The following is a 21,468-nucleotide window of genomic DNA, read 5'->3' as shown; positions in this document are numbered from 1 at the left end:
ACCGCGACGCGTGCCTCAGCCCGCAGCCTCGGACATCGCCTTGGCATCCTCCTCGCCGAACTTCTCCTCGAGGGCCTCGGGTGAGTAATCCAGATCGATCTCCTCGACCGGGCGTCCCCGCGCAGACTCGATCGCACCCAGGCGGCGCTGCGCCCGGTCTGCGGCGTACGCGATGAACTCCTGGTCGTCAAGCCCGTACGGCTGGACCTCGAATTGCTTGTTGACCCAGTCGATCATGCCCAGTGCCATCGGCATCAGCTCCGCCATCCGCTCCTGGACGACGCCCCAGTTTCCGTCGTCGGCGGCGACGTGCCGGCGACAGGTGAACGTTCCCCACGCCATGTGGCGTCGTTCGTCGTCGCCGATCCTGCGGACGAGTTCCTGCATGCCCGGCAGGATCCCGCGCGTCGTGCACACCTTCTGCCAGGCGTAGTACCCGGTGAGCGCGAGACTGCCCTCGATGACGTGGTTGTAGGTGACGCTCGCCCGCACCTGATTGGCCGGGCTGGGATCGGTCTCGAGCACTTTCAACGATCCCGGCAACTCCTCGTAGAACAACTGCCGGTAGTACGGGTTCTCGGCGACGAAGGGGTGCAGGTCGCGTGTCAGGCCCACCGCGTCCATCCACAACCGGAACACCTGGGTGTGCTTGGCCTCCTCGAAACAGAACTGCGTCAGGTACATCTCGTCCCCGAAGCGCCCCTCGGCGGCCATCGCCTTCATGAACGGCTGGATGTCCTCGGTGACCGCTTCCTCACCGGCGATGAACTGTGCGACCAGATACGTGGAGTTGCGCTGCTGCTCCGAGTTCAGCCCCTCCCAGTCCTCCGCGTCCCGGCCGAAGTCGAGGTCCGTGGGGTTCCAGAACTTGGCGTTGCCCTTCGTGAACAGCCGCAACGGGAACGCATCCCAGTTGAGGCCCCCGGCGCGGAGCGAGCTGAACCCTTGCCTGCCGGGCGCGTAGGGGCGTCCGGGCGTGAGTGTCGACATCGTTGGCCTTCTTCCGGACGTGCGGAAGACGTCGTCGGACGCCCCGCAACTTCGGGGCGCTCGTCTGACAACCGGCTCGTTCCGAGCCCCCGCTTCGGTTCCCACGCTAGTCCTGTCGCAACCGTCGCGGTTTACATTTTCGGACTTTTTGTCAGCTCGCCTCGGGCTTCATCAGGAACGGCAGGACCGCCGCCGCGAAGTCGTCGTAACGATCGCGGTGAATGCTGTGCCCGCTGCGGAACACCACCACCCGGCAGTTCGGTATCCCCGCCACGGCGGACTCGAGTCTGCGCGGATCCACCATTCCACCCGGACCGCCCCGCAGGATCAGCGTGTCAGCCTCGATATCCGGCAATCTGTCCCACCACAACGGATCCGGGCGGCGGAACTGCTCGAGCGCCGAGCCCGTCATCGACCGATCGAAGGCGAACGCGGCCCGCGGATGCCGGATCAGGCTCGTCGTCGCGTGCCACAGTTCCGGCAGCGACGGCAGCCGATTCGCGAAGACCTGTTCCGGATCACCGGGACGCAACGGGACCGGGGCCTCCTCGATCACCAGCCGGCGAACCAGCCCGGGCCGGGCCTGGGCCGCGAGCGACGCGGCATGACCACCGAGCGAATGCCCGACGAGATCCACCCGCGTCAGCCCGAGGTTGTCGCACACCTCCACCACGTCGGCGCCGAACTCCTCGAACAGATACGACGCGGCGCGGGCACTGCGACCGTGTCCCCGCAGATCCAGGACGAGGACGCGTCGCCCGCGGGCGACGAGTGCGCGGGCGAATCGGTCCCAGGTGCCGCCGTCACCGCCCATCCCGTGCACCAGAACCACCGGCACGGGATGGATGTCCGACGGCCCCGGCACCGAGGACTCGTCACTGTCTCGGTAGGCGATCTCGATACCGGCGCGCGTCGGGGTAGTCCTGCTCGTCTCCACGAGAATCCAGACTAGCGACGGCCGCGGACTACCCGCCCGACCCGTACGGGCGGGTGATGATCTCCAGATAGTGACCCGACGGGTCGAGGAAGTAGACGCCCCGCCCGCCGTCGTTGGTGTTGATAGTGCCCGGCAACGTCTGCCGCGGATCCGCCCAGTGATCGAGACCCCACTCGACGATCAGACCGTAGATCCGGTCGAAGTCGTCCTCTCCGACGAGGAACGCATAGTGCTGCGGCTGGAATTCGATCGGCGGTTCCGCGAAGTCGAGAGACACCCCGTTATCGAGGGCGACCGCCAGGAAATGGCCGGCAGGCACGGCGTCCGGCAGTCCGAACAATGCGGTGAAGAACGTCGCCGACTCCTGCTTGTTCTTGGCAGCGACGATGGTGTGGTTGAAAGAAATGGTCACAGTCGACCCTTTCGGAGTATGCCACGAGCCGACGTGCGACTGTGGCCGGCCTCCATGCCTGACGCTGTCCGCCACCGGCACGCGACCCTATGCACAGCAAAGCATTTCGAACGGACGGTTCGCAAGGGAGGCCGGCTGGGCGGGTTACGCCGCCCGCCCCACCCGATAACGCAACGTGACGACCCCGGAGTCGTACCCCTTCGACTCCAGCAACGTCAGCGCATGCATCCCGGTGTCCTCGTCGAGGAGCCTGCGCCCGTGCCCCAGAAGGATCGGCACCACGTGCAACTGGATTTCGTCGACCCGTTCGGCGGCGAGCAGCGCCCGCGCCAGGGTGATGCTCCCCCAGACGATCATGTCGCCACCGGGCTCCTGCCGGAGTTGCTGCACCCGCTCGACGGCGTCGCCCGGCCACAGCCGCGCCGGCTCCCTATCGCCCCACGGCGCACTGTCCAGCGTCGAGGAGAACACGAGTTTCGGGATCGAGTTGACGGTCTCGGCCACGACCTCACCCTGCGCCTGTTCGGTGGGCCAGTAGTCCGAGAACATCTGATACGTCTTCCGCCCCAGCAGGGCGAGGTCCGTGTCGGCGAGCAGATGCAGGTTGTACCGGTCCACCTCACCGTAATCCGGCACCGCATCGAAGAAGTCCAGCTCGCCGGACCGCCCGGCGACGAACCCGTCGAGGCTCGTCAATTCCTGGACGACGACCCTGCGGTGCGGCGCGTCCCGCTCTGTGTCACTCATAGATTCCCTCCACCGACCAGCGGCCTGCCGTGCAGATCACCAGCAGCGCCCGCGACTCTTCCAGCAGCACCTGGGCCCGGGCCGCCGTCCGGGCGGCCGGAGGGTCCCACCACCGCTCGTCCACCGGCCACGGTCCGGCCCATCCACACACCGCCCACTCTCGGCTCCCCCACCGCAACCGCGCGGGAGGCGCGCTGAACACACCACGTTCCGTGACCGTCACAGCCATACCCCGCTCGTCCGACATCCACACCTCCGGATATGCGGTCAGCACCGCGGCAGGCGCCGGTTCCGGCAACGTGCCCGGCCACGGCTCCAACGGATCGTTGCGCGGAATCAACTCGTCGCCCAACGGCAGCAACGTGATGCGCTCCGCCGGGCCCCGCCCACCGCTGAGGACCCCCACCTGCACGGCTTCCCCGCCGAGCAGGCCCTGCACCCGCACCAGAGCCCGCCGGGCCCGCTCATCCTGGTCACCGACCCCACCCCACAGCCCCAGCTGCAGGGCGCCGGCCGCCACCACTTCCACCGGTTCGAGCCGCAGGACGGCGATACCGGCGGTGGGCCGCTTCTCGCTGCGCCCGGTCAGCCACCCGTCCAGCTGCCACCGCACCCGGTCCGCCGTCGCCTCCGGGGTCAACGGTTCCGCACACCTCCAGATCCGGGACAGTTGCTCACCGTTGCCGGTGCTCGCCGAGATCGACAGCCGGGTGCAGGCCACCGCGGCGTCCGACAGAGTGCGATGAAGTTTCTCCGCCAGCGCACGACCCGCGAAGGCTGCGGCGTCGACACGTTCGATGACGGGATCGCAGCGTTCCTCGACCTCCAGGTCGGGAGGCAGCGACCGCCCCGACGGGGGACGCTCCGGCTCACTCCGCGCGGCCCGATGCGCCAGCACCGCATCGGTTCCGAACCGCGAGGCCACATCGCCCGCCGACAGCGCGGCGAAACTGCCGATCGTGCGCAACCCGAGCCGGTGCAGCAGATCGACCAGCTCACCGCGGTGAGGTGCCGCGAGGCTCGGCTCGGCGGCCAGTTCTCGCATCGGGAGCGGTTCCAGGAAGGCGGCCCCCTCGCCGGGTGGCACGAGAGTTGCTCTGCGCGCGGCGATCACAGCCGTGGACAGCTGATCGGCGATACCGACCTGACACTCCACCCCCACCGCCGACACCTGGTCCACCAACCGCTCCGCGGCGGCTTCCTCCGAACCGAAGTACCGGGCGACGCCGCGAGCGGACAGCACCACCAGACCGGGCCGCAGCACCTCGACACCGGGCGCCACCGCGTCGACGGCCGAGGCGACCGGCTCGAACAGCCGCGCGTCGCGGTCGGGATCGGCTGCCACCACGTGCAACCGGGGGCACCGGGCCTGGGACTCGCGGCGGCGCAGGCCTCTGCGCACCCCGTCCGCGCGAGCCGGCGCCGAGCAGGCGATCACCCGATTGCCCGACGTCACCGCCACCGGATGAGTCGGCGGGAGGTCCGCGGCGGCTGCCGCCGCGACCGCAGGCCAGTCGGGGCACCACAACGCCAGCACCCGGCTCACAGACCCACCACCTCCACCGGCGCCGGGAAGGGGGCTGCCTCGAGGGACACCACCGGTTCCGGAGTACTCACCCATTCCACCCGGCCCTGCGCCGACCGCACGTCCAACCGGGTGGTGCGCGGCTGGAACGACCGCCCCCTGGCGCACACCGCCAGGCTGAGGGAACGCAACCGCCCGCATCCCCGGTCCTGAGATCCGTTGCCCAGTCCGGCGTAACCGCGCACCCGGGCTTCCAGCCGCATCTCCGCGCCGTCCCAGTGCCCGTCCGTGACGACCAGGGTCGACCCCTTGCTCCGGGCCCGGGCCACCACCGCACGCGCCCGGGACGGCGCCACCGACGCCCCTCCCAGTCCGAGCACCACCAGATCCATTCCGTCCAGCAGCACCGCCGCGATCTCCACCGGATCGGCACCCGGGTCGGGGATCAGGGCCAGCCGTTCCAGCTGCGCCCCCATCTCGACCGCTGCCAGCACCCCGAGCCGGGGATGCCCGATCACCGCGACGTGTCCGCCGCCCGCGGTCACGGACGCGACCAACCCCAGCAGGAGCGAGGTGGCACCCGACACCGACACCACCGAACCGCGCACCAGCCCACCCCGGGGAAGGAGTTCGGCCAGCGCAGCCGGAACCGGGAGTACCCCGGCGGCGTGGGAATCGGGTGCTGCGGAAGTGCCCGCCGCGGGGAACGCACTCTCCACCGGGGCGCGGCTCGCCACCGATTCACCGCGCGCGGGGACAGCGGCCATCCGTCGTCGGAGGTAGTCCAGACGCTCCTGCCGGGACAGCCCGGACAACTCGGGAGACCCCGGCACCGGAAACCCCGGCTCGCCGGCCACTTCAGCCAACTCGACACCCCTGACACTCGGCACCAACAGCGGTCGGCAACCACGGGGAAGACGCGGCTCGAACAGACGCTTTATTCGAACGTATTTTCGAACTCATTTCAAGTAAAGCCGGTCGGTGGAGGCCCGTCAAGTGGACCCCGAATGGCCAGGTCAGGACCGTCGCGCATCCCGTGTCCGCGCAATCCTCTAACCTGAACGCGTGATGGAGCAGGAGCAGAGCGAAAGGGGCATCGGACCCGAATACCTGGTGGCCGGAAGATACCGCCTGCGATCCAAACTGGGCGGCGGTGGAATGGGCGCGGTCTGGCTCGCACGGGACACCCTGCTGCACCGCGACGTCGCCATCAAACAGGTCACCACGACGGCCGGACTCGACCCCGACGAGGCCCGCCGTGTCCGCGAACGCACAATGCGGGAAGGTCGCAACGCCGCCAAACTCGCCCACAGCCATTCCATCGCGATGTACGACGTCGCACTCGAGGCGGGCGAGCCGTGGCTGGTCATGGAGTACCTGCCGTCCCGCAGCCTCGCCCAGGCGATGAACATCGCCGACACCCTACCCCCGCTCGAGGTCGCCCAGATCGGCGCGCAGGTGGCCGACGCACTCACCGCCGCGCACGCCGCCGGGATCGTGCACCGGGACATCAAGCCGGGCAACATCCTCGTCGCCGACCGCGGCCGGGAACTCGGCACCGTCAAGATCAGCGACTTCGGTATCGCCCGCGCCAAGGGCGACTCCGCCGACACCACGAACGGAGTCATCACCGGCACCCCCGCGTACTTCTCCCCCGAGGTCGCCCGCGGCCAGGACCCCACCGAGGCAAGCGACGTCTTCTCGCTCGGTTCCACGCTGTACACCGTCGTCGAGGGCCAGCCGCCGTTCGGGATCGACTCCGATTCCATCGCACTCCTGCACCGGGTCGCGAAGGCCGAGATCTACCGTCCCAGTAAGGCCGGACCGCTCACCGACACGCTGCTGCACCTGCTCGAACCCGACCCGGCACGTCGTCCGACGATGGCCGAGGCCCGCGACGCCCTGGCCCGGGTGGCAATGGCCGGGGACGGGAACGTCGCGCACCTCGTCGGCTCGCCCGTCTATTCCGCAGACGGCACCATCCCGGCGTGGGCACAACGCTCGACGCCGTTGCCCGACTCACGCCGGCGCAGCAAACTCGTGAGTTCCACCCAGGCCGGTCTGCCCGCCGTGCATCAGAGCACCCCGCTCAAGAACGTGCCGCGTCCGCTCGGCCGGTTGCAGTGGCCGCCGCGCCCGACGAAACCCGCTCCCGGTTCGCCGGCCCCCACTGTCCGCGACCAGGTGGTGGCGTGGGCGCCGATCGCCATGGGTGTCATGGTCGCGATCCTGATCCTGGCCGTGCTCGTGGCCGTGATCGTCCTCCTCGCGCAGCCCTGACACCCCGGGAGGTCAGTCGATCCGCCGGCGGTGCGCCCACCTCGTGAGCGCATTCCGGTTGGACTGCTGCGTCTTCCGCAGCACATTCGACGCATGCGTTTCGACCGTCTTCACCGAGATCACCAGTTCCTCGGCGATCTCCCGGTACGTGTAACCCCGCGCGAGCAGCCGCAGCACTTCCAGCTCCCGCGGCGTCAGCGAATCCAGCTCCGGATCCAGCTGCGGCTCAGGAGCATTGGACCGTCCGGTGAAGGAGTCCAGCACGAAACCCGCGAGCCTCGGACTGAACACGGCGTCACCGCCGGCGACCCGGCGCACACCGTCGGCCAGTTCCGCACCCGAGATCGTCTTGGTGACGTACCCGCGTGCCCCCGCACGGATCACGGCGATCACATCCTCGGCGGCGTCGGACACACTCAGTGCCAGGCACACCGGACCCGACTCGATGCCCCGCAGCACGGCGACACCGCCGCCGTCGGGCATGTGGACGTCGAGCAGCACGACGTGCGGTGAGGTGGCGTTGATCCCGGACACCGCCTCCGCGACACCGCCCGCCTCGCCCACCACCTCCATGTCCGCTTCCCTGCCGAGCTCGGCGCGGACACCGGAACGGAAAACGGCATGATCATCGACGAGAAAGACACGGTACGGGGGTGTTTCAGGCAAAGTCACTGCTGCTGTTCCTTGCGTGGGCGGTAGTGTCACCCACTCTAGAGCCTGTCGAATGATTCACTGTGTCGCCGCACCACCGCCGGCATCCCGTCTTCCCCGTCGGTTGCGGTATCCGATTGGAGGGCCGCACCGGCACTTCGGAACCAGGCCTTCACCAGATATCCGAAGCTCGGCCACGTTCCGTCCTCCGGCCGCACGACGCAGAGACCCGTCATCCACTTGCCGAACGTCGCATGGAATCGCGCCTGAATCGCGGTCCTGTGGACGAACGAGAACACGAGCCACGCCGGTATCACCGCGAACCCCGCCGTCCCCTCCGCCCCAGTCGGCGCCACCGACTGTCCGGCCGTCTGCACGACGTAGACGATGATACCGACCACGGCCCGACGAGCGCGTGCAACACGAGGTCCAGCGCTAGGGCGACACCACGCCGTAGGTGACCGGCGGGCCCGACCCGCTGCAGGCTGTCGACCCCGTTCACGGCAGACGCCCGTCGATCTCGTCGCGGGCCCGCCGGATGTCGTAATCGAGTCCGGTCCGGTCGAGCACCTCGTCGACGACGGCGTCGCTGAACCTCAGTTTGCCGTTTCGTCCGCGTCGGGCCAGTCCGTCCCGACCACCTTCTCCGCCAGCCACCGGACACTGCCCGGAACCTCGATGCCCATCAGAACAGCCCGGCGAAACTGTCAACTGTTGCCGATATATCTAACACTAATTAATAGGTTCTGCCACTGTCTGCCGGTGCGAATTGGTGCTGCGGAATACTTGGGCATGTCGGTGGTTGGGCTGTGCAAGGCGGCATGGGAGGGCCGGTTGCCTTCTCGGCGCGGCGGTTCGGGTCACCACATCTTTGACCGCGCGGACCTCGGCTCCTATCTAGGCAGGCCCGCATCGGAGTGTGTGGGAGCAACGCCAGCGAGGGTCGAGTCGTTGCATTGCCGGGTGTCGGGCTCGACAGGGCAAGAGGCGTCGCTGACCAATCCGAAAAGATATTGCGGGAGAGCGCTACTGGTGAGGTGTGTCGGGTCCGCAAGGATCGCGGTTCAGGCCTGAGGGAGCGGCGGGCGGGACGCGGCCGGATGCTTGACGACGCGGCCAACGGCCGGTTCACGATGGTGCAGGTGGTGCGCGAGATCGATTGGCCCGGTTCACCGGTGGCGTGGATCGAGCGGTACGTGTCGGAGGTCGGCGTTACAGTCGAGGCCCTGCGCGACAAGGGCGGCCCATCGCTGACGGAGGAGTTGATCGATGACGTCATGGAACGGCTGGCATCGGTGTCCGGCCGGTTCTATCGGTCGAAACAGAATCAACACCGGATTCGGAGCGACGCCGCCGCACGGCTGGGAAAGGGATAACTGGTGAGCATCTCGGGCGATCGCGGGTCTTCTCGGAACGCGAATGTGCTCGGCGATCGTGAATTGTGCCCGGCATGACCGGGCCGGGATCGACCGCGCCGCGGCAGTTCGCGTTCACCACCCGCGCCCATGTGGCGGTCGACGACGCGACCGGCGAGCCGATCGGCCTCGACGACGTCGATGCTCGGGTGGGGTGGCTCCTCGACCTGATCACCGCAGCCGGCGACGAGTTGGTGTCGCGACTGTGGCAACCGGCGACGTTCGATGTCCTCGCGGCCGGTCGTGACCGCCAGGACCGCAGACTGCCCGCGCAGGGGCATGTCGCCGCGGCGCGTCTCGGCTGGAACCCGGCCTACCCGGACCGGCTCTACGTGCCGTCGCGGGTGACCCGGGTGGTGACCGCACAGGTGATGACCACCCTGCGGACCCTGGCATACCGGGACGCCGCGATCGCGGCGCTGTCGGCCCGGTTCGACCCGGCCACGGGAGCTGTGGCGCCGCCGACCGAACCGGGCGACTCTGTGCCGCCTGGCTTCGCTCGGGGCGTGCAACGTCAGCTCGTCGCACGCGCCCGCCGCGACGGCGGGGCACCGGCCGTCCGGTTGCGGATCACCGAGGTGCAGGGACCGCCGCGGATGGCGGCGATGGCCCAGCTGTCGGCCGCCGATCGGCAGCTCGCACAGATCACCGTGACAGAGCGTGAGCTGGTGTTGACGGTGAAGCTGCCCACCTGCCCGGCCCCGGCGGGGCGGGCGCAGTGGCGGCGGGTGCGGCTGACCGCGGCCATCCCCGCGCACCTGCACGGCAGGGCTGTCACCGACTGGCATCTGCCGACCCTGGTCCTCGATCGCCGGGGTCTGCTGTGGCGGTGTGCGGCGACCGAACTCGTCCCTGCAAATGACCTGGACTCGGCCACCGTGGCGGTGGGGGTGGATTGGTCTCCGTCGACGCTCGGTGCCGCCGCCATCGCCGGCGACAGCGCGGACGGGCTTGCCTCGGACTACCGGGGCTGGACCTACGACGATCGCGGCCTCGGGATCAAACTGGCGCGCCTGCAGGCCGAAGGGCAGCTGCTGCACCGCAAGGCTGCCCGGTTGACGCGACTGGCCGCCGCCGCCCCGCCCGAGGTTCGCGCCCAGCTGGAGGAGAAGATCGCCGTCCTCGACGCCCACCGCACCGCGGTGGGTATCAAGCGGGGGAAGATCAACCGGGAACTGGCGTTCCACTTCGGCCGGCAGGTCACCGACTACGCCAACGCAGCCCAGGCGCAGGTGATCGCGGTGGAGGATCTCACCACCCTCGAGACCCGCGGACACGGGCGGGTCAACAACAATCGGGCCGCGCAGTCCGCCCGCCGCCAAGCGGTCGCCGCCCTCGCCCATACCGCCGCAGAGGTCGGCATCACGTGGTCTCGGTGCCGGCCCGGGGATCGTCCGCACAATGTCCGGGCTGCGACGAACCGCTGGCCCGCCCCGGCGGCTACCACAACGCGTGGTGTCCCCGCTGCGAGGTCGGCGGCAACCGGGACCACATCGCCGGGGTGAACCTGGCCAAACGCGTACTGCTCGGCAGAAACAACGTCACCCGGCGGCGTGGGCAGTTGCCCGCGGTCCGGGTCGCCGAACACGCGCCGGTGCGCCGGTGTCGCGACAAACACGGTCCCACCCCCAGCAGGCCGCGGCATCGCCGGGTCCGCCACAGCCTGCCCACCGCGACACCGCGGTTGGGGGTGACTCCGAAACAGCATGCTCCTGCACCACAAGCGTCGGTGTGGGACACGGTCAAACCCACACCACCGCACGGTGATGCGAGTAGCCGTGACACACGTACATCTCCACCGCCCGCCACATCAGTGGCAAATAGTATGAGATCTACGTAGACGCTGGATGCGGTGCCGCGGTCGGTGTCGTCGAACGAGTCGGCGGTGCTCCTGAGCCTGGATCCGAGAGCGGCCAGCGCCCCGACGGCGAACCCCAGCGACTGCTCGGCCGCATCCGGTGCGAGGCGCACGTCCACCACGCCGCCCACCGAGTTCACCACCACCTGCACCAGTCCGTCCGCCGACGCCCCACTCACCCGCAGCTGCGCCACCTGCTGCTGAGCGGCGTGCAGATCCTGCGTCTGCCGGTCGAGCGTGGCCAGCATCGAATCGATCTGATTCTGCAACTCGTGCTCGCGCACGCGCAGACCCTCACGGTCGAACATGAAATCCCCCCTTGACATCTCGCGTCCCACCCCGCCGCAGCACGGTGCGACCACACGACCCCCACAGTCGTGTCGCCGGCGAACATTACCCCTTCATTGGGACTGCATGCGAGCAGGCACCGCGCACCAGTGCGCCGACGCGGCGAAAGTGGTGCTCACGCACCCCGACTGAACGGCACGTCCTCGACGCCGGCACCGTCCGAGTCCTCGGCAGCGCCCGCTGCCGCCCACGTCCGGCCGTTCCGCGGCATGTGGATTCGCACCTCGGTGCCTTTGCCGGGTGCGGACCGCACGTCGACGTGCCCGCCTCGCCGCTCGATCCGTCCACGGATCGACTTCGCCAGGCCCTGACGGTCCGGGGACACCTCGTCGACGTCGAATCCGACGCCGCGGTCCCGGACGAACACGCTGACCTGTTCGCGCTCGGCTTCGGCGAACAGATTGATGTCCGTCTCACCGGAGTGTTTGGCCGCGTTGACCAGTGCCTCACGGGTCGCGCCGAGTACCGCCGTGAAACTCTCCTTCGACAGTCCCTCGCCCGTGCCCTCGACATCGAGTGCCACGTCGCCCACCGTCACCGGCCGCACCGTGACGCCGTGGTGGTCCTCCACCTCGCCGGCGATGATGCGCAACGCCTCCGCGAGACTCGAATGGTCGGTGTCTCCCCCACCGAACAACCACTTCCGCAGTTCCCGTTCCTGTCCCCGGGCCAGCCGCGCGACCTCCTGCGGATGGTCGGCCTGTTTCTGGATCAGCGCCAAGGTCTGCAGGACGGAGTCGTGCAGGTGTGACGCGATTTCCTCACGCTCGTCGTTGCGGATCCTGGCGGCACGCTCCGCGCCCAGCGCGCGCCACAGCCGCAACCACAGGGGAACGGTCAACAGCCCGGCGCCGACGAGAGTGACCACCACGGCCAGCAGCGACGAGCGCAGCGCAGCGAAGTCGACCTGCGCGAGGATCACCACGCCGAGACCCGACACGATCAACGTCACGCCGCCGAGCACCCGAGCCCACGTCAGAACTGTGGGACGCTGCGGCAGCCCGATGACTGTGCGCGGCCCCTCAGAATCGAATTCACGCCACACCAGGGCCGCGCCGACCGCCACCACGATGATCGGTGCGATCACCGAACCGACCCGCCCACTGAACAACCACGACAACGCGGACGCGCCGGCCAGGCCGATCGCGATCAGTCCGTACGCTCTCCGCCGCTCGGAGGCACTGGGCTTCTCGGTGTCGGAACCTGCGGCCGTGAAGATCCACAACAGTCCGTAGCCGACGATGCCCGCGCCGGCGAGCGCGGCGAGACAGGCGAACGCGACCCGCACCTTCATCACGTCGACACCCAGCTGATCGGCGATACCACCCGCGACGCCGCCGACGATGCGCCCACCGGTCCGGCGTTCGAGCCGCGGCATGGGGATGCCGCCGGGCGGGGCCGGTGCGGTCACGGCGCCCGCATACTGGGCACCGCCCGCGGACGTGTTCGACACAGGTTGCACATCTTCGATACTGGCACGATCCCCGGGCCGCGGCATCAGGGTCCAACCCTGACTTCGGCACGCGTTCCGGCCCACCCCGACCGGAAAGATCAGGGTAGTTCCCGATGTACGCGCGCCGCGCCGACCGGAACGATGGTCGTATGAGCAATGGGAGCTTCCAAGAGCAGATACAGGATCTGTGGCGGACCCGGCCGGTGCGGTTGCCGGGCCGCGGTCACGTCGCCGGTGTCTGTGCGGGAATCGGCTACCGCTACGGCGTCGATCCCGTACTGATACGAGTCGCCTTCGTCGTGTCCACCATTTTCGGTGGCGCCGGTGTGCTGCTCTACCTGGCGTGCTGGCTCGCCCTCACGAAGTCGGGTGACCCGGCCTCCCCCGCGGAGTCGCTGGTAGGACGCGGTCACAGCTCCGACTCGGGCACCAAGACCATCGTCCTTCTCGTCGCACTGGCCATCGCGCTGAGCACCGTCGGCCCCTTCGGCGTCGGCCTCGGCGGCTCCGGGCTGATCAGCATGGCGCTGATGCTCGGCGGGCTGTGGCTGCTGTACCAGCGGCAGCCGATACCTCCGCCGTTGCCCGCCGGGGCCGTTGCCCCGGGTGTCGGGACCGGCTATCCCGGGACGAGTTTCTCGCCAGGTCAGTTCGGCGCCAACCCGTTCGGCCCGGGCACGTACGGTCCGGGTGCGTACGGTCCGTACACGAAGCTTCCCGACTCCTACACGCCGAGCACGCCTCCCACCTCGGACGAGCAGCAGACCGACGCGCCGACCGAGGCACTGAAGCCCGAAAGTGCTGCCGCCCAGACCGATCCGGTGTCGTTCGAGAAGTCCCCGACCTCCGGACCGCAGGTCGACGCACCCTCGGCCCCGTTCGCGCCGCTCGAACCGCGACCGCCGGCGTGGGACCCGCTCGGGGTCGCCCCGTTCGCGTGGGACCTGCCCGAACCGGCCAGGACCACCACTCCCGCAGTACAACCGGAGCGCACCCACTCCCGCCTGACCACCATGGTGATCGGGTTGGCCATCCTCGCGGCCGCGGCGGCGACGGCGTTGTCGGTCGCCACCGGATCCGACTGGTTGAACCCCGGTCGCATCGGCGCCGTCGCGCTCGCCGTCATCGGAGTGGGGCTGCTGATCGGCGGATTCCTGCGCAAGGGCTACGGACTTCTCGTTGTCGCCGGCCCGCTGATCGGTTTCGTGATCCTCGCCTCGATCATCGGGTCCCTCGACTTGAACAGCGAGAACATGGGCGATCGGACCTGGAACCCGGCGACAGCGGCCGCCATCGAGCCCGCCTACTCCGGCGGATTCGGCAGCTTCACGCTCGACCTCCGGAACGTCACTCTCACCGAGGACAAGACGGTCGACGTCAGCGGGCAGTTCGGTGAGGTCGTGGTGCTCCTGCCGCCAGGCATGAACGTCGAGAACCATTGCACCGCCCAGTTCGGCGACGCGCAGTGCCTCCGGGACGGTCTCGACGGCGGCGTCGACGGTACGGACGGTCCCATCCTGACCCTCAATGCCGATGTTCGATTCGGAAGTATGGAGGTGCGCCGTGGATGACATCGACGACACTCAGGACAGCGAGCAGACCCGGACGCGGAAACGCCCGTCGCCGCTACTGCTCCTCGCAGGATTGGCAGCACTCCTGGTGAGCGGCTGGGCGCTCGCGGGGCCGTTCTCACTGGAACCGCTCGCGAACGTCGAGTTCCGCTGGCTGTTCGTGCTGGTCGCGGTGCTGGTCGGCGTCGTGCTCGTGTTCGCACCGAACCGGCGTAAATAGGGGCTCGAGCGCAAGTGCGCGGTGAGCGAGTCCGAGGACTCGCTCACGCGCACAGTGCGTCACTCCCACTCGATGGTGCCCGGCGGCTTGCTCGTGATGTCCAGCACGACACGGTTGACGTCGTGCACCTCGTTGGTGATCCGGGTGGAGATCCGCTCGAGAACGTCGTAGGGCAGTCGCGTCCAGTCCGCGGTCATCGCGTCCTCGCTGGACACCGGGCGGAGCACGATCGGGTGACCGTAGGTGCGTCCGTCCCCCTGCACGCCGACGCTGCGGACGTCGGCGAGCAGCACCACCGGGCACTGCCAGATCTGACCGTCGAGCCCGGCGGCCGTCAGCTCTTCGCGCGCAATGGAATCCGCGTGACGCAGGATCTCGAGCCGGTCCTGGGTGACCTCGCCGATGATGCGGATGCCGAGCCCGGGCCCGGGGAACGGCTGGCGTCCCACGATTTCCTCGGGCAGACCCAGCTCGCGTCCCACCGCCCGGACCTCGTCCTTGAACAGCAGGCGGAGCGGTTCCACGAGCGTGAACTGCAGGTCTTCCGGCAGTCCGCCGACGTTGTGGTGGCTCTTGATGTTGGCCGTGCCGGTACCGCCGCCGGATTCCACCACGTCCGGGTACAGCGTGCCCTGCACGAGGAACTCGACCGTGTCGCCGTGCGCGGCGTTCTCGCCCAGCACGTCACTGACCGCGCCCTCGAAGCTGCGGATGAACTCGCGGCCGATGATCTTGCGCTTGGTCTCCGGGTCGGACACCCCGGCCAACTCACCGATGAAGGTGTCGGCGGCGTCGACCGTGATCAGCTTGGCGCCGGTGGCGGCAACGAAATCCTGTTCGACCTGGGCACGTTCGCCCGCACGCATCAGACCGTGGTCGACGAACACACACGTCAGGTTGTCGCCGATGGCGCGCTGCACGAGCGCCGCCGCGACAGCGGAGTCGACACCGCCCGAGAGTCCGCAGATCGCCTTGCCGTCGCCGACCTGCTCGCGGACCTGCTCGATGAGGGCGTCGGCGATGTTCGCGGCCGTCCACGCGGGAGGAATGCCGGCGATCTCGTGGAGGAACCGGCTGAGCACCTGCTGGCCGTGCGGCGAGTGCAGCACCTCCGGGTGATACTGCACACCGGCCAGCTTGCGGGCCCGGTCCTCGAACGCGGCGACGGGTGCGCCCTCGCTCGTGGCCGTCACCTCGAAGCCCGCCGGGGCCTCGGTGACCGCGTCGCCGTGACTCATCCACACCGGCTGGCTGGACGGCAGCCCCTCGTGCAGCAGACCGCCCTGCACTTTCAGGTCGGTGCGGCCGTACTCACGGGTGCCGGTGTGTGCCACCGTCCCGCCGAGTGCGCCGGCCATGGCCTGGAATCCGTAGCAGATGCCGAACACCGGAATGTCCAGATCGAACAGTGCCGGATCGAGCTGGGGCGCCCCGTCGGCGTAGACGCTCGACGGCCCGCCCGACAGCACCACGGCGAGGGGATTCTTGGCCGCGATCTCCTGGACGGTCGCGGTGTGCGGAACCACCTCGGAATAGACCTTGGCCTCGCGCACCCGCCGGGCGATCAGCTGCGCGTACTGCGCGCCGAAGTCGACGACGAGGACCGGTCTCTGTTGCTCGATATCTGCCACCCGGTCAGTCTAATCGCCGCAGCTCTGTGGTCTGCGCGACCCCATGACCTGGCCATCTCCGGCCCTATGCAACGCCGTGCTTCTGCGGGTCGGGCACCACGGAGCTGTTACGGATCTCGACGATCGGCAGCACCAGCGCGGCGGGCGCTCCTTCCGGGACGACCGGTGTAATCGGCGCGACCGGGTTCAGGCGCCGGTATCCCTCCCCCTGCGCCGGACGCAGGTCCTTCTCGCCCTTGTTCGGCCACAGCGAGGCCGCACGCTCGGCCTGCGCCGAGATCGTCAGCGACGGGTTGACGCCCAGGTTCGCGGAGACGGCCGAACCGTCGACCACGCTCAGCGTCGGGTAACCCCACACGCGGTGGTACGGGTCGATGACGCCCTGCGACGGTTCCGACGCGATCGTGCAGCCGCCGAGGAAGTGCGCGGTGAGCGGGATGTTGAACACGTCTCCCCAGGTGCCGCCGGCGCGACCGTCGATCTTCTCCGCGATCCGGCGGGTCGCCTCGTTGCCTGCCGGGATCCAGCTCGGGTTCGGCTGGCCGTGGCCCTGCTTGCTGGTGACCTTGCGCCGACCGAACAGGCCCTTCTTCGTATATGTGGTGATGGAGTTGTCGAGGTTCTGCATCACCAGCGCGATGATGGTGCGCTCGCTCCACTTGTACGGGGTGAGGACCTTCAGAGCCGTCGGATCCTTCGCCAGTTCCTTCAGGAACGTCATCCACCGCCGGCCGCCGCCGTCGGTCAGCAGCGTCTGTAGCAGCGCCATCGAGTTCGATCCCTTGCCGTACCGCACCGGCTCGACGTGGGTGTCTGACGTCGGGTGGAACGACGACGTGATGGCGACGCCTTTCGTGAGCTCGAGAGCGGGGTCCACCTTGTTCTTGGCGGCGCCGAGGATCGACTCCGAATTGGTGCGGGTGAGTACACCCAGGCGGTCGGAGATCTTGGGCAGCGCGCCCGTCTCCTTCTGGTCGAACAGCAGATGCTGGGTGCCCCACGTTCCCGCGGCCAGGACAACGTTCGCGGCCGTGTACGTCTTGCGATTCCGGTTCTTCCGCGGCCCGCTGCGCCGGGTGAAGACGTCCCAGGTGCCGTCGGATGCCTCGCGCAGACCGGTGACCGTCGTCATCGGGATGATCTCGGCGCCGGCCTTCTCCGCGAGACCCAGGTAATTCTTGAGCAGGGTGTTCTTGGCGCCGTGCCGGCACCCGGTCATGCATTCGCCGCATTCGATGCATCCGGTGCGGTCGGGGCCGACGCCGCCGAAGTACGGGTCGGGCACGGTCTTGCCCGCTTCACCGAAGAAGACACCGACCGGGGTCTGGATGAACGTGTCGCCCACGCCCATGTCCTCCGCGACCGACTTGATGATCTCGTCGGCGGGCGTCATGTGCGGGTTCTGGACGACGCCCAGCATCTTGCGGGCCTGCTCGTAGTACGGCGTGAGCTCGTCGTGCCAGTCGGTGATGTCCGACCACTGCTTGTCCTGGAAGAAGGACGCGGGCGGCTTGTAGAGCGTGTTCGCGTAGTTGAGCGAACCGCCACCGACGCCGGCGCCGGCGAGGATGAGGCAGTCGCGCAGCAGGTGGACGCGCTGGATGCCGAAGAAACCGAGCGCGGGCGCCCACAGGAACTTCTTGAGATCCCAGCTGGTCTTCGCGAAGTCCGCGTCGGCGTAGCGACGGCCGGCCTCGAGGATGCCGACCTTGTAGCCCTTCTCGACCAATCGGAGTGCGGTGACACTGCCACCGAATCCGGAACCGACGATGAGGACGTCGTACTCCGTTGCGCGCTGCTTGCTCATCACTCGACCTCCAACGAAACCTGAGTTATTACTCGCCAGTATGCACCCCTCAGCTGTGACAGCTGCCACAAGGGTCACCTAACTGTAACGATAGGTATCAGGAACGGTCGAGATACCCGCAAAGGCTCGTCGCCCAATGCCTCACCAGTGCAGTTGAACTGCACCGATGTGACATTGGGCGACGAGAGAAGCGGTGGCGAACAGTCGCCTCAGGCGCGGACCGTCAGGCCCACCTTCTGGAATTCCTTCAGATCCGAGTACCCCGACTTCGCCATAGAACGGCGCAGCCCGCCGACGAAGTTCAGCGAACCGAACGGGTCGTCGGACGGACCCGTGAGGACCCGGTCGAGCGACGGCCGGTCACCGAACGAGACCGGCAGCATCGTGCCGCGCGGGACCGAGGGGTGCGCCGCGGCCGACGGCCAGTACCAGCCGCCGCCGGGAGCCTCCGCGGCAACGGCCAGCGGTGCGCCCAGGACTGCGGCGTCCGCGCCACAGGCGATCGCCTTGGCGAGGTCGCCCGAAGACGTGATGTTGCCGTCCGCGATGACGTGGACGTAGCGTCCGCCCGTCTCGTCGAGGTAGTCGCGGCGGGCAGCAGCGGCGTCGGCGATGGCCGTGGCCATCGGAAGACCGATGCCCAGCACCTCACCGGTAGTCGTGGCACCCTCGGTGGAGCCGTATCCGACGATCACACCGGCCGCGCCGGTCCGCATCAGGTGCAGTGCGGTGCGGTGATCGCTCACCCCACCGGCCACGACGGGGACGTCGAGCTCGGAGATGAACGTCTTGAGGTTCAGCGGCTCGCTGTCGCCGTGGGCGACGTGCTCGGCGGAGATGATCGTGCCGTGCACGACCAGCAGGTCGATGCCGGCCTCGAGCAACTGCGGGGTGAGCGCCCGGGCGTTCTGCGGGCTGACCCGCACGGCGGTCGTGACCCCTGCATCGCGGACCTGGGCCACGGCAGCGGCCAGAAGTCCCGGCTGCAACGGCGCCGCGTGCAGTTCCTGCAGCTTCTTGATCGGCGCCTCGACGTCGACGTCCGACTCGGCCAGTGCGACGAGTTCGGCGAGCTTCGCCTCGACGTCCGCGTGCCGGCCCCACAGACCCTCACCGTTGATGACCCCGAGGCCACCACGCTTGCCGAGTTCGATCGCGAACGACGGCGACACCAGCGCGTCGGTCGGATGCGCCAGCACAGGAATGTCGAACCGGTATGCGTCGAGCTGCCAGGACGTCGACACCTCCTTGGAGGAGCGGGTCCGGCGGGAGGGGACGATGTCGATGTCGTCCAGCTCATAGGTTCGTCGGGCTGTTCGGCCCATGCCGATCTCAACGAGGTCGCGCACGCGCGCCCCTTTCTCGTGAATCGTGACTGGTTGCTAGCGAGCGGTGTAGTTGGGAGCTTCGACCGTCATCGTGATGTCGTGCGGGTGGCTCTCCTTCAGACCCGCAGCGGTGATCTGCACGAACTGCGCGTTCTGCAGCTCCTCGATCGACGACGCTCCCGTGTAGCCCATGGCGGCCCGCAGACCGCCCGTGAGCTGATGCGTGACCTGGGACAGCGGACCGCGGAACGCGACCCGGCCCTCGATGCCCTCCGGAACCAGCTTGTCCTCGGACAGCACGTCGTCCTGGAAGTAGCGGTCCTTGGAATACGACTTCGCGGCGCCACGGCTCTGCATCGCGCCGAGGGAACCCATGCCGCGATAGCTCTTGTACTGCTTGCCGTTCACCAGGATCAGCTCACCCGGCGACTCCGCAGTGCCTGCGAGCAGCGAGCCGAGCATGGCCGTCGACGCGCCTGCCGCCAGGGCCTTCGCGATGTCGCCGGAGAACTGCAGTCCACCGTCGGCGATCACCGGCACACCGTGCGGCTTGGCCGCGGCGACCGCTTCGAGGATCGCGGTGATCTGCGGGGCGCCGACACCGGCGATGACGCGGGTGGTGCAGATGGAGCCGGGACCGACACCGACCTTGACCGCGTCCACTCCGGCCTCGATGAGAGCGGCCGCACCGCTTCGGGTCGCGACGTTGCCGCCGATGATCTGCACGCGCTCGTCGACCTCGGCCTTGAGCTTCGAGATCATGTCCAGCACGCCTGCCGAATGACCGTGGGCGCTGTCGACGACGAGCACGTCCACTCCGGCGTCGGTGAGAGCCATTGCGCGGCTCCACGCCTCGTCGCCCACACCCACGGCGGCACCGACGAGAAGCCGGCCGTCGCGGTCCTTGGTGGCGTCCGGGTGCTGCTCGGTCTTCACGAAGTCCTTGACCGTGATGAGGCCGGTGAGCTTGCCCTGACCGTCCACGATCGGCAGCTTCTCGATCTTGTGGCGGCGAAGCAGGCCCAGCGCCACCTCCGCGGTGACACCCTCCTGCGCCGTGATCAGCGGGGCCTTCGTCATGACCTCGGACACGGCGCGGTTCTGATCGACCTCGAAGCGCATGTCGCGGTTGGTGATGATGCCGACGAGCTGCCCGGCCTCGTCGGTGACCGGAAGTCCGGAGATCCGGAAGCGGGCGCACTTGGCGTCGACCTCGGCGAGAGTGTCCGACGGCTTGCAGGTGACCGGGTCGGTGACCATTCCCGCCTCGGACCGCTTGACCGTCTCCACCTGCCCGGCCTGAGCCTCGACCGACAGGTTGCGGTGCAGGACGCCCATCCCACCGGCACGGGCCATCGCAATGGCCATCCGCGCCTCGGTGACGGTGTCCATCGCGGAGCTGACGAGCGGCACTCGCAGCCGGATGTCCCTGGTCAGCTGGCTGGACGTGTCGACCTGGCCGGGGATGACATTCGACGCCGCCGGCAAGAGCAGGACGTCGTCGTACGTGAGACCCAGCATCGCGACCTTGTTGGGGTCGTCACCGCCGGTGTGTACATGCCCTGCTGAACTTGTCATGCGGTTCGGGCCCTCCATGGAACATAGGTGCGGCGCCGGTGGCGCCGTCTGCGGACATTCAGATCTTCGATCCGATGGAAACATTCGGGAACACGGATACAAGAAAAAGGCCGGAGCGACGATCGATATTCCCAGCTCCACAAACCATGATATCGGCTCGACGCGATCACCACGGAGCCCACCCACGCTGGGCCTACGCCGAACGGCTGGCGCAGACCGGGCTGACCTGCGTACCGTGGTGCTGTGCGCGATCAACTGCCTCCAGGTCTGCCCCCGGACCCCTTCGCCGGCGACCCCGCCGACCCGTCCGCAGCTCTCGATGCGATCGAACCGGGCCAACCACTCGACCCCCACGAGCGTCTCGCCGTGGAGGAAGATCTGGCCGACCTCGCCGTGTACGAGGCGCTGCTGGCACATCGCGGGATCCGCGGTCTCGTCGTCTGCTGCGAAGACTGCCAGCAAGATCACTACCACGATTGGGACATGCTCCGGGCCAACCTCCTCCAGCTCCTGGTCGACGGCACCGTGCGCCCGCACGAGCCCGCCTACGACCCGACACCCGAGGCGTACGTCACATGGGACTACTGCCGCGGCTACGCGGACGCCTCGATGAACGACGCTCTGCACGGCGACGGTTTCGACGCCTGATCCGGCACAACCCGATACAGACCACTGTGGCCCGACACGCGAAGTGTCGGGCCACAGTGGTCTGTGCGG

General features: G+C 68.6%; 19 protein-coding genes and 2 pseudogenes. 6 read left to right on the top strand and 15 right to left on the bottom strand.

The genetic code is table 11. The features are described 5' to 3' along the window. Positions 1 to 15: 15 nt before the first annotated feature. The 6 genes from ACFWAY_RS29770 to ACFWAY_RS29745 form a co-directional block, all read right to left on the bottom strand. A complete protein-coding gene (locus tag ACFWAY_RS29770) occupies positions 16 to 990 on the bottom strand; it encodes a R2-like ligand-binding oxidase (RefSeq protein WP_378452011.1) in 975 nt (324 codons plus the stop codon). A gap of 151 nt (positions 991 to 1,141) precedes the next feature. Continuing rightward, complete coding sequence (locus ACFWAY_RS29765; protein ID WP_378513082.1) at positions 1,142 to 1,927, bottom strand: alpha/beta fold hydrolase; 786 nt, start codon at positions 1,925 to 1,927, stop codon at positions 1,142 to 1,144. Between the two features lie 28 nt (positions 1,928 to 1,955). Then, positions 1,956 to 2,339 carry a VOC family protein gene (locus ACFWAY_RS29760; protein WP_378513081.1) on the bottom strand — a complete coding sequence of 128 codons (384 nt, stop codon included), beginning with the start codon at positions 2,337 to 2,339 and terminating at the stop codon, positions 1,956 to 1,958. A 144-nt stretch (positions 2,340 to 2,483) separates the two neighbouring features. Further along, the gene (locus ACFWAY_RS29755) at positions 2,484 to 3,086 is read right to left on the bottom strand and encodes a dihydrofolate reductase family protein (protein ID WP_378513080.1); all 603 of its coding nucleotides are present in this window, start codon (positions 3,084 to 3,086) and stop codon (positions 2,484 to 2,486) included. Continuing rightward, complete coding sequence (locus tag ACFWAY_RS29750; protein WP_378513079.1) at positions 3,079 to 4,632, bottom strand: DNA polymerase Y family protein; 1,554 nt, start codon at positions 4,630 to 4,632, stop codon at positions 3,079 to 3,081. Before ACFWAY_RS29750 ends, ACFWAY_RS29755 begins: the two co-directional genes overlap by 8 nt. Continuing rightward, positions 4,629 to 5,468 carry a hypothetical protein gene (locus tag ACFWAY_RS29745; RefSeq protein WP_378452079.1) on the bottom strand — a complete coding sequence of 280 codons (840 nt, stop codon included), beginning with the start codon at positions 5,466 to 5,468 and terminating at the stop codon, positions 4,629 to 4,631. Before ACFWAY_RS29745 ends, ACFWAY_RS29750 begins: the two co-directional genes overlap by 4 nt. Before the next feature lie 211 nt (positions 5,469 to 5,679). Here ACFWAY_RS29745 and ACFWAY_RS29740 point away from each other — a divergent pair, with 211 nt between their 5' ends. After that, positions 5,680 to 6,891, top strand: a complete 1,212-nt coding sequence (locus tag ACFWAY_RS29740) for a serine/threonine-protein kinase (protein ID WP_037244821.1) — start codon at positions 5,680 to 5,682, stop codon at positions 6,889 to 6,891. 12 nt (positions 6,892 to 6,903) lie between these two features. Here the strand turns inward: ACFWAY_RS29740 and ACFWAY_RS29735 are convergent, their stop codons facing one another. The 3 genes from ACFWAY_RS29735 to ACFWAY_RS29725 form a co-directional block, all read right to left on the bottom strand. Next, entirely contained in the window at positions 6,904 to 7,563 is a 660-nt protein-coding gene (locus ACFWAY_RS29735) for a response regulator transcription factor (RefSeq protein WP_015889975.1), read from the bottom strand. A gap of 38 nt (positions 7,564 to 7,601) precedes the next feature. Next, complete coding sequence (locus ACFWAY_RS29730; protein ID WP_378513078.1) at positions 7,602 to 7,943, bottom strand: RDD family protein; 342 nt, start codon at positions 7,941 to 7,943, stop codon at positions 7,602 to 7,604. Positions 7,944 to 8,040: 97 nt separating this feature from the next. Then, the gene (locus ACFWAY_RS29725; RefSeq protein ID WP_378513077.1) at positions 8,041 to 8,199 is read right to left on the bottom strand and encodes a hypothetical protein; all 159 of its coding nucleotides are present in this window, start codon (positions 8,197 to 8,199) and stop codon (positions 8,041 to 8,043) included. A gap of 443 nt (positions 8,200 to 8,642) precedes the next feature. Between ACFWAY_RS29725 and ACFWAY_RS29720 the strand changes: the two genes are divergently transcribed. Both ACFWAY_RS29720 and ACFWAY_RS29715 read left to right on the top strand, forming a co-directional pair. Further along, positions 8,643 to 8,918 carry a hypothetical protein gene (locus tag ACFWAY_RS29720; protein WP_378513076.1) on the top strand — a complete coding sequence of 92 codons (276 nt, stop codon included), beginning with the start codon at positions 8,643 to 8,645 and terminating at the stop codon, positions 8,916 to 8,918. Between the two features lie 74 nt (positions 8,919 to 8,992). Continuing rightward, a pseudogene (locus ACFWAY_RS29715) lies at positions 8,993 to 10,797 on the top strand (zinc ribbon domain-containing protein). 161 nt (positions 10,798 to 10,958) lie between these two features. Here ACFWAY_RS29715 and ACFWAY_RS29710 read toward each other — a convergent pair. After that, positions 10,959 to 11,063 (bottom strand): annotated as a pseudogene (locus ACFWAY_RS29710) (hypothetical protein); the annotation flags it as partial. Between the two features lie 215 nt (positions 11,064 to 11,278). Next, the gene (locus ACFWAY_RS29705) at positions 11,279 to 12,661 is read right to left on the bottom strand and encodes a PspC domain-containing protein (protein WP_378452003.1); all 1,383 of its coding nucleotides are present in this window, start codon (positions 12,659 to 12,661) and stop codon (positions 11,279 to 11,281) included. Between the two features lie 68 nt (positions 12,662 to 12,729). Between ACFWAY_RS29705 and ACFWAY_RS29700 the strand changes: the two genes are divergently transcribed. After that, positions 12,730 to 14,187 (top strand): PspC domain-containing protein, encoded by a 1,458-nt coding sequence (locus tag ACFWAY_RS29700; RefSeq protein WP_378513075.1) that lies wholly within the window; start codon positions 12,730 to 12,732, stop codon positions 14,185 to 14,187. Further along, entirely contained in the window at positions 14,180 to 14,407 is a 228-nt protein-coding gene (locus tag ACFWAY_RS29695) for a hypothetical protein (RefSeq protein WP_378452001.1), read from the top strand. Before ACFWAY_RS29700 ends, ACFWAY_RS29695 begins: the two co-directional genes overlap by 8 nt. Before the next feature lie 59 nt (positions 14,408 to 14,466). On the opposite strand, the gene guaA is transcribed toward ACFWAY_RS29695, so the two are convergent. From guaA to guaB, 4 genes are all read right to left on the bottom strand, one after another. Beyond that, on the bottom strand, positions 14,467 to 16,038 hold the full coding sequence (guaA, locus tag ACFWAY_RS29690; protein ID WP_378452000.1) for a glutamine-hydrolyzing GMP synthase: 1,572 nt from the start codon (positions 16,036 to 16,038) through the stop codon (positions 14,467 to 14,469). A 64-nt stretch (positions 16,039 to 16,102) separates the two neighbouring features. Further along, a complete protein-coding gene (locus ACFWAY_RS29685) occupies positions 16,103 to 17,845 on the bottom strand; it encodes a GMC family oxidoreductase N-terminal domain-containing protein (protein ID WP_378513074.1) in 1,743 nt (580 codons plus the stop codon). Between the two features lie 209 nt (positions 17,846 to 18,054). Further along, a complete protein-coding gene (locus ACFWAY_RS29680) occupies positions 18,055 to 19,194 on the bottom strand; it encodes a GuaB3 family IMP dehydrogenase-related protein (RefSeq protein WP_378451998.1) in 1,140 nt (379 codons plus the stop codon). A gap of 33 nt (positions 19,195 to 19,227) precedes the next feature. Then, positions 19,228 to 20,751, bottom strand: coding sequence for an IMP dehydrogenase (gene guaB / locus ACFWAY_RS29675; RefSeq protein ID WP_005570999.1), 1,524 nt, complete (start codon positions 20,749 to 20,751; stop codon positions 19,228 to 19,230). Positions 20,752 to 20,994: 243 nt separating this feature from the next. Here guaB and ACFWAY_RS29670 point away from each other — a divergent pair, with 243 nt between their 5' ends. Continuing rightward, positions 20,995 to 21,399, top strand: a complete 405-nt coding sequence (locus tag ACFWAY_RS29670) for a DUF5319 domain-containing protein (protein WP_005239778.1) — start codon at positions 20,995 to 20,997, stop codon at positions 21,397 to 21,399. Positions 21,400 to 21,468: the final 69 nt, after the last annotated feature.

The organism is Rhodococcus sp. NPDC059968 (assembly GCF_042738615.1).
Lineage (GTDB): Bacteria > Actinomycetota > Actinomycetes > Mycobacteriales > Mycobacteriaceae > Rhodococcus_F.
Note: the sequence above shows the minus strand (reverse complement) of the source record. Positions and strands in the feature narration are given on the sequence as shown.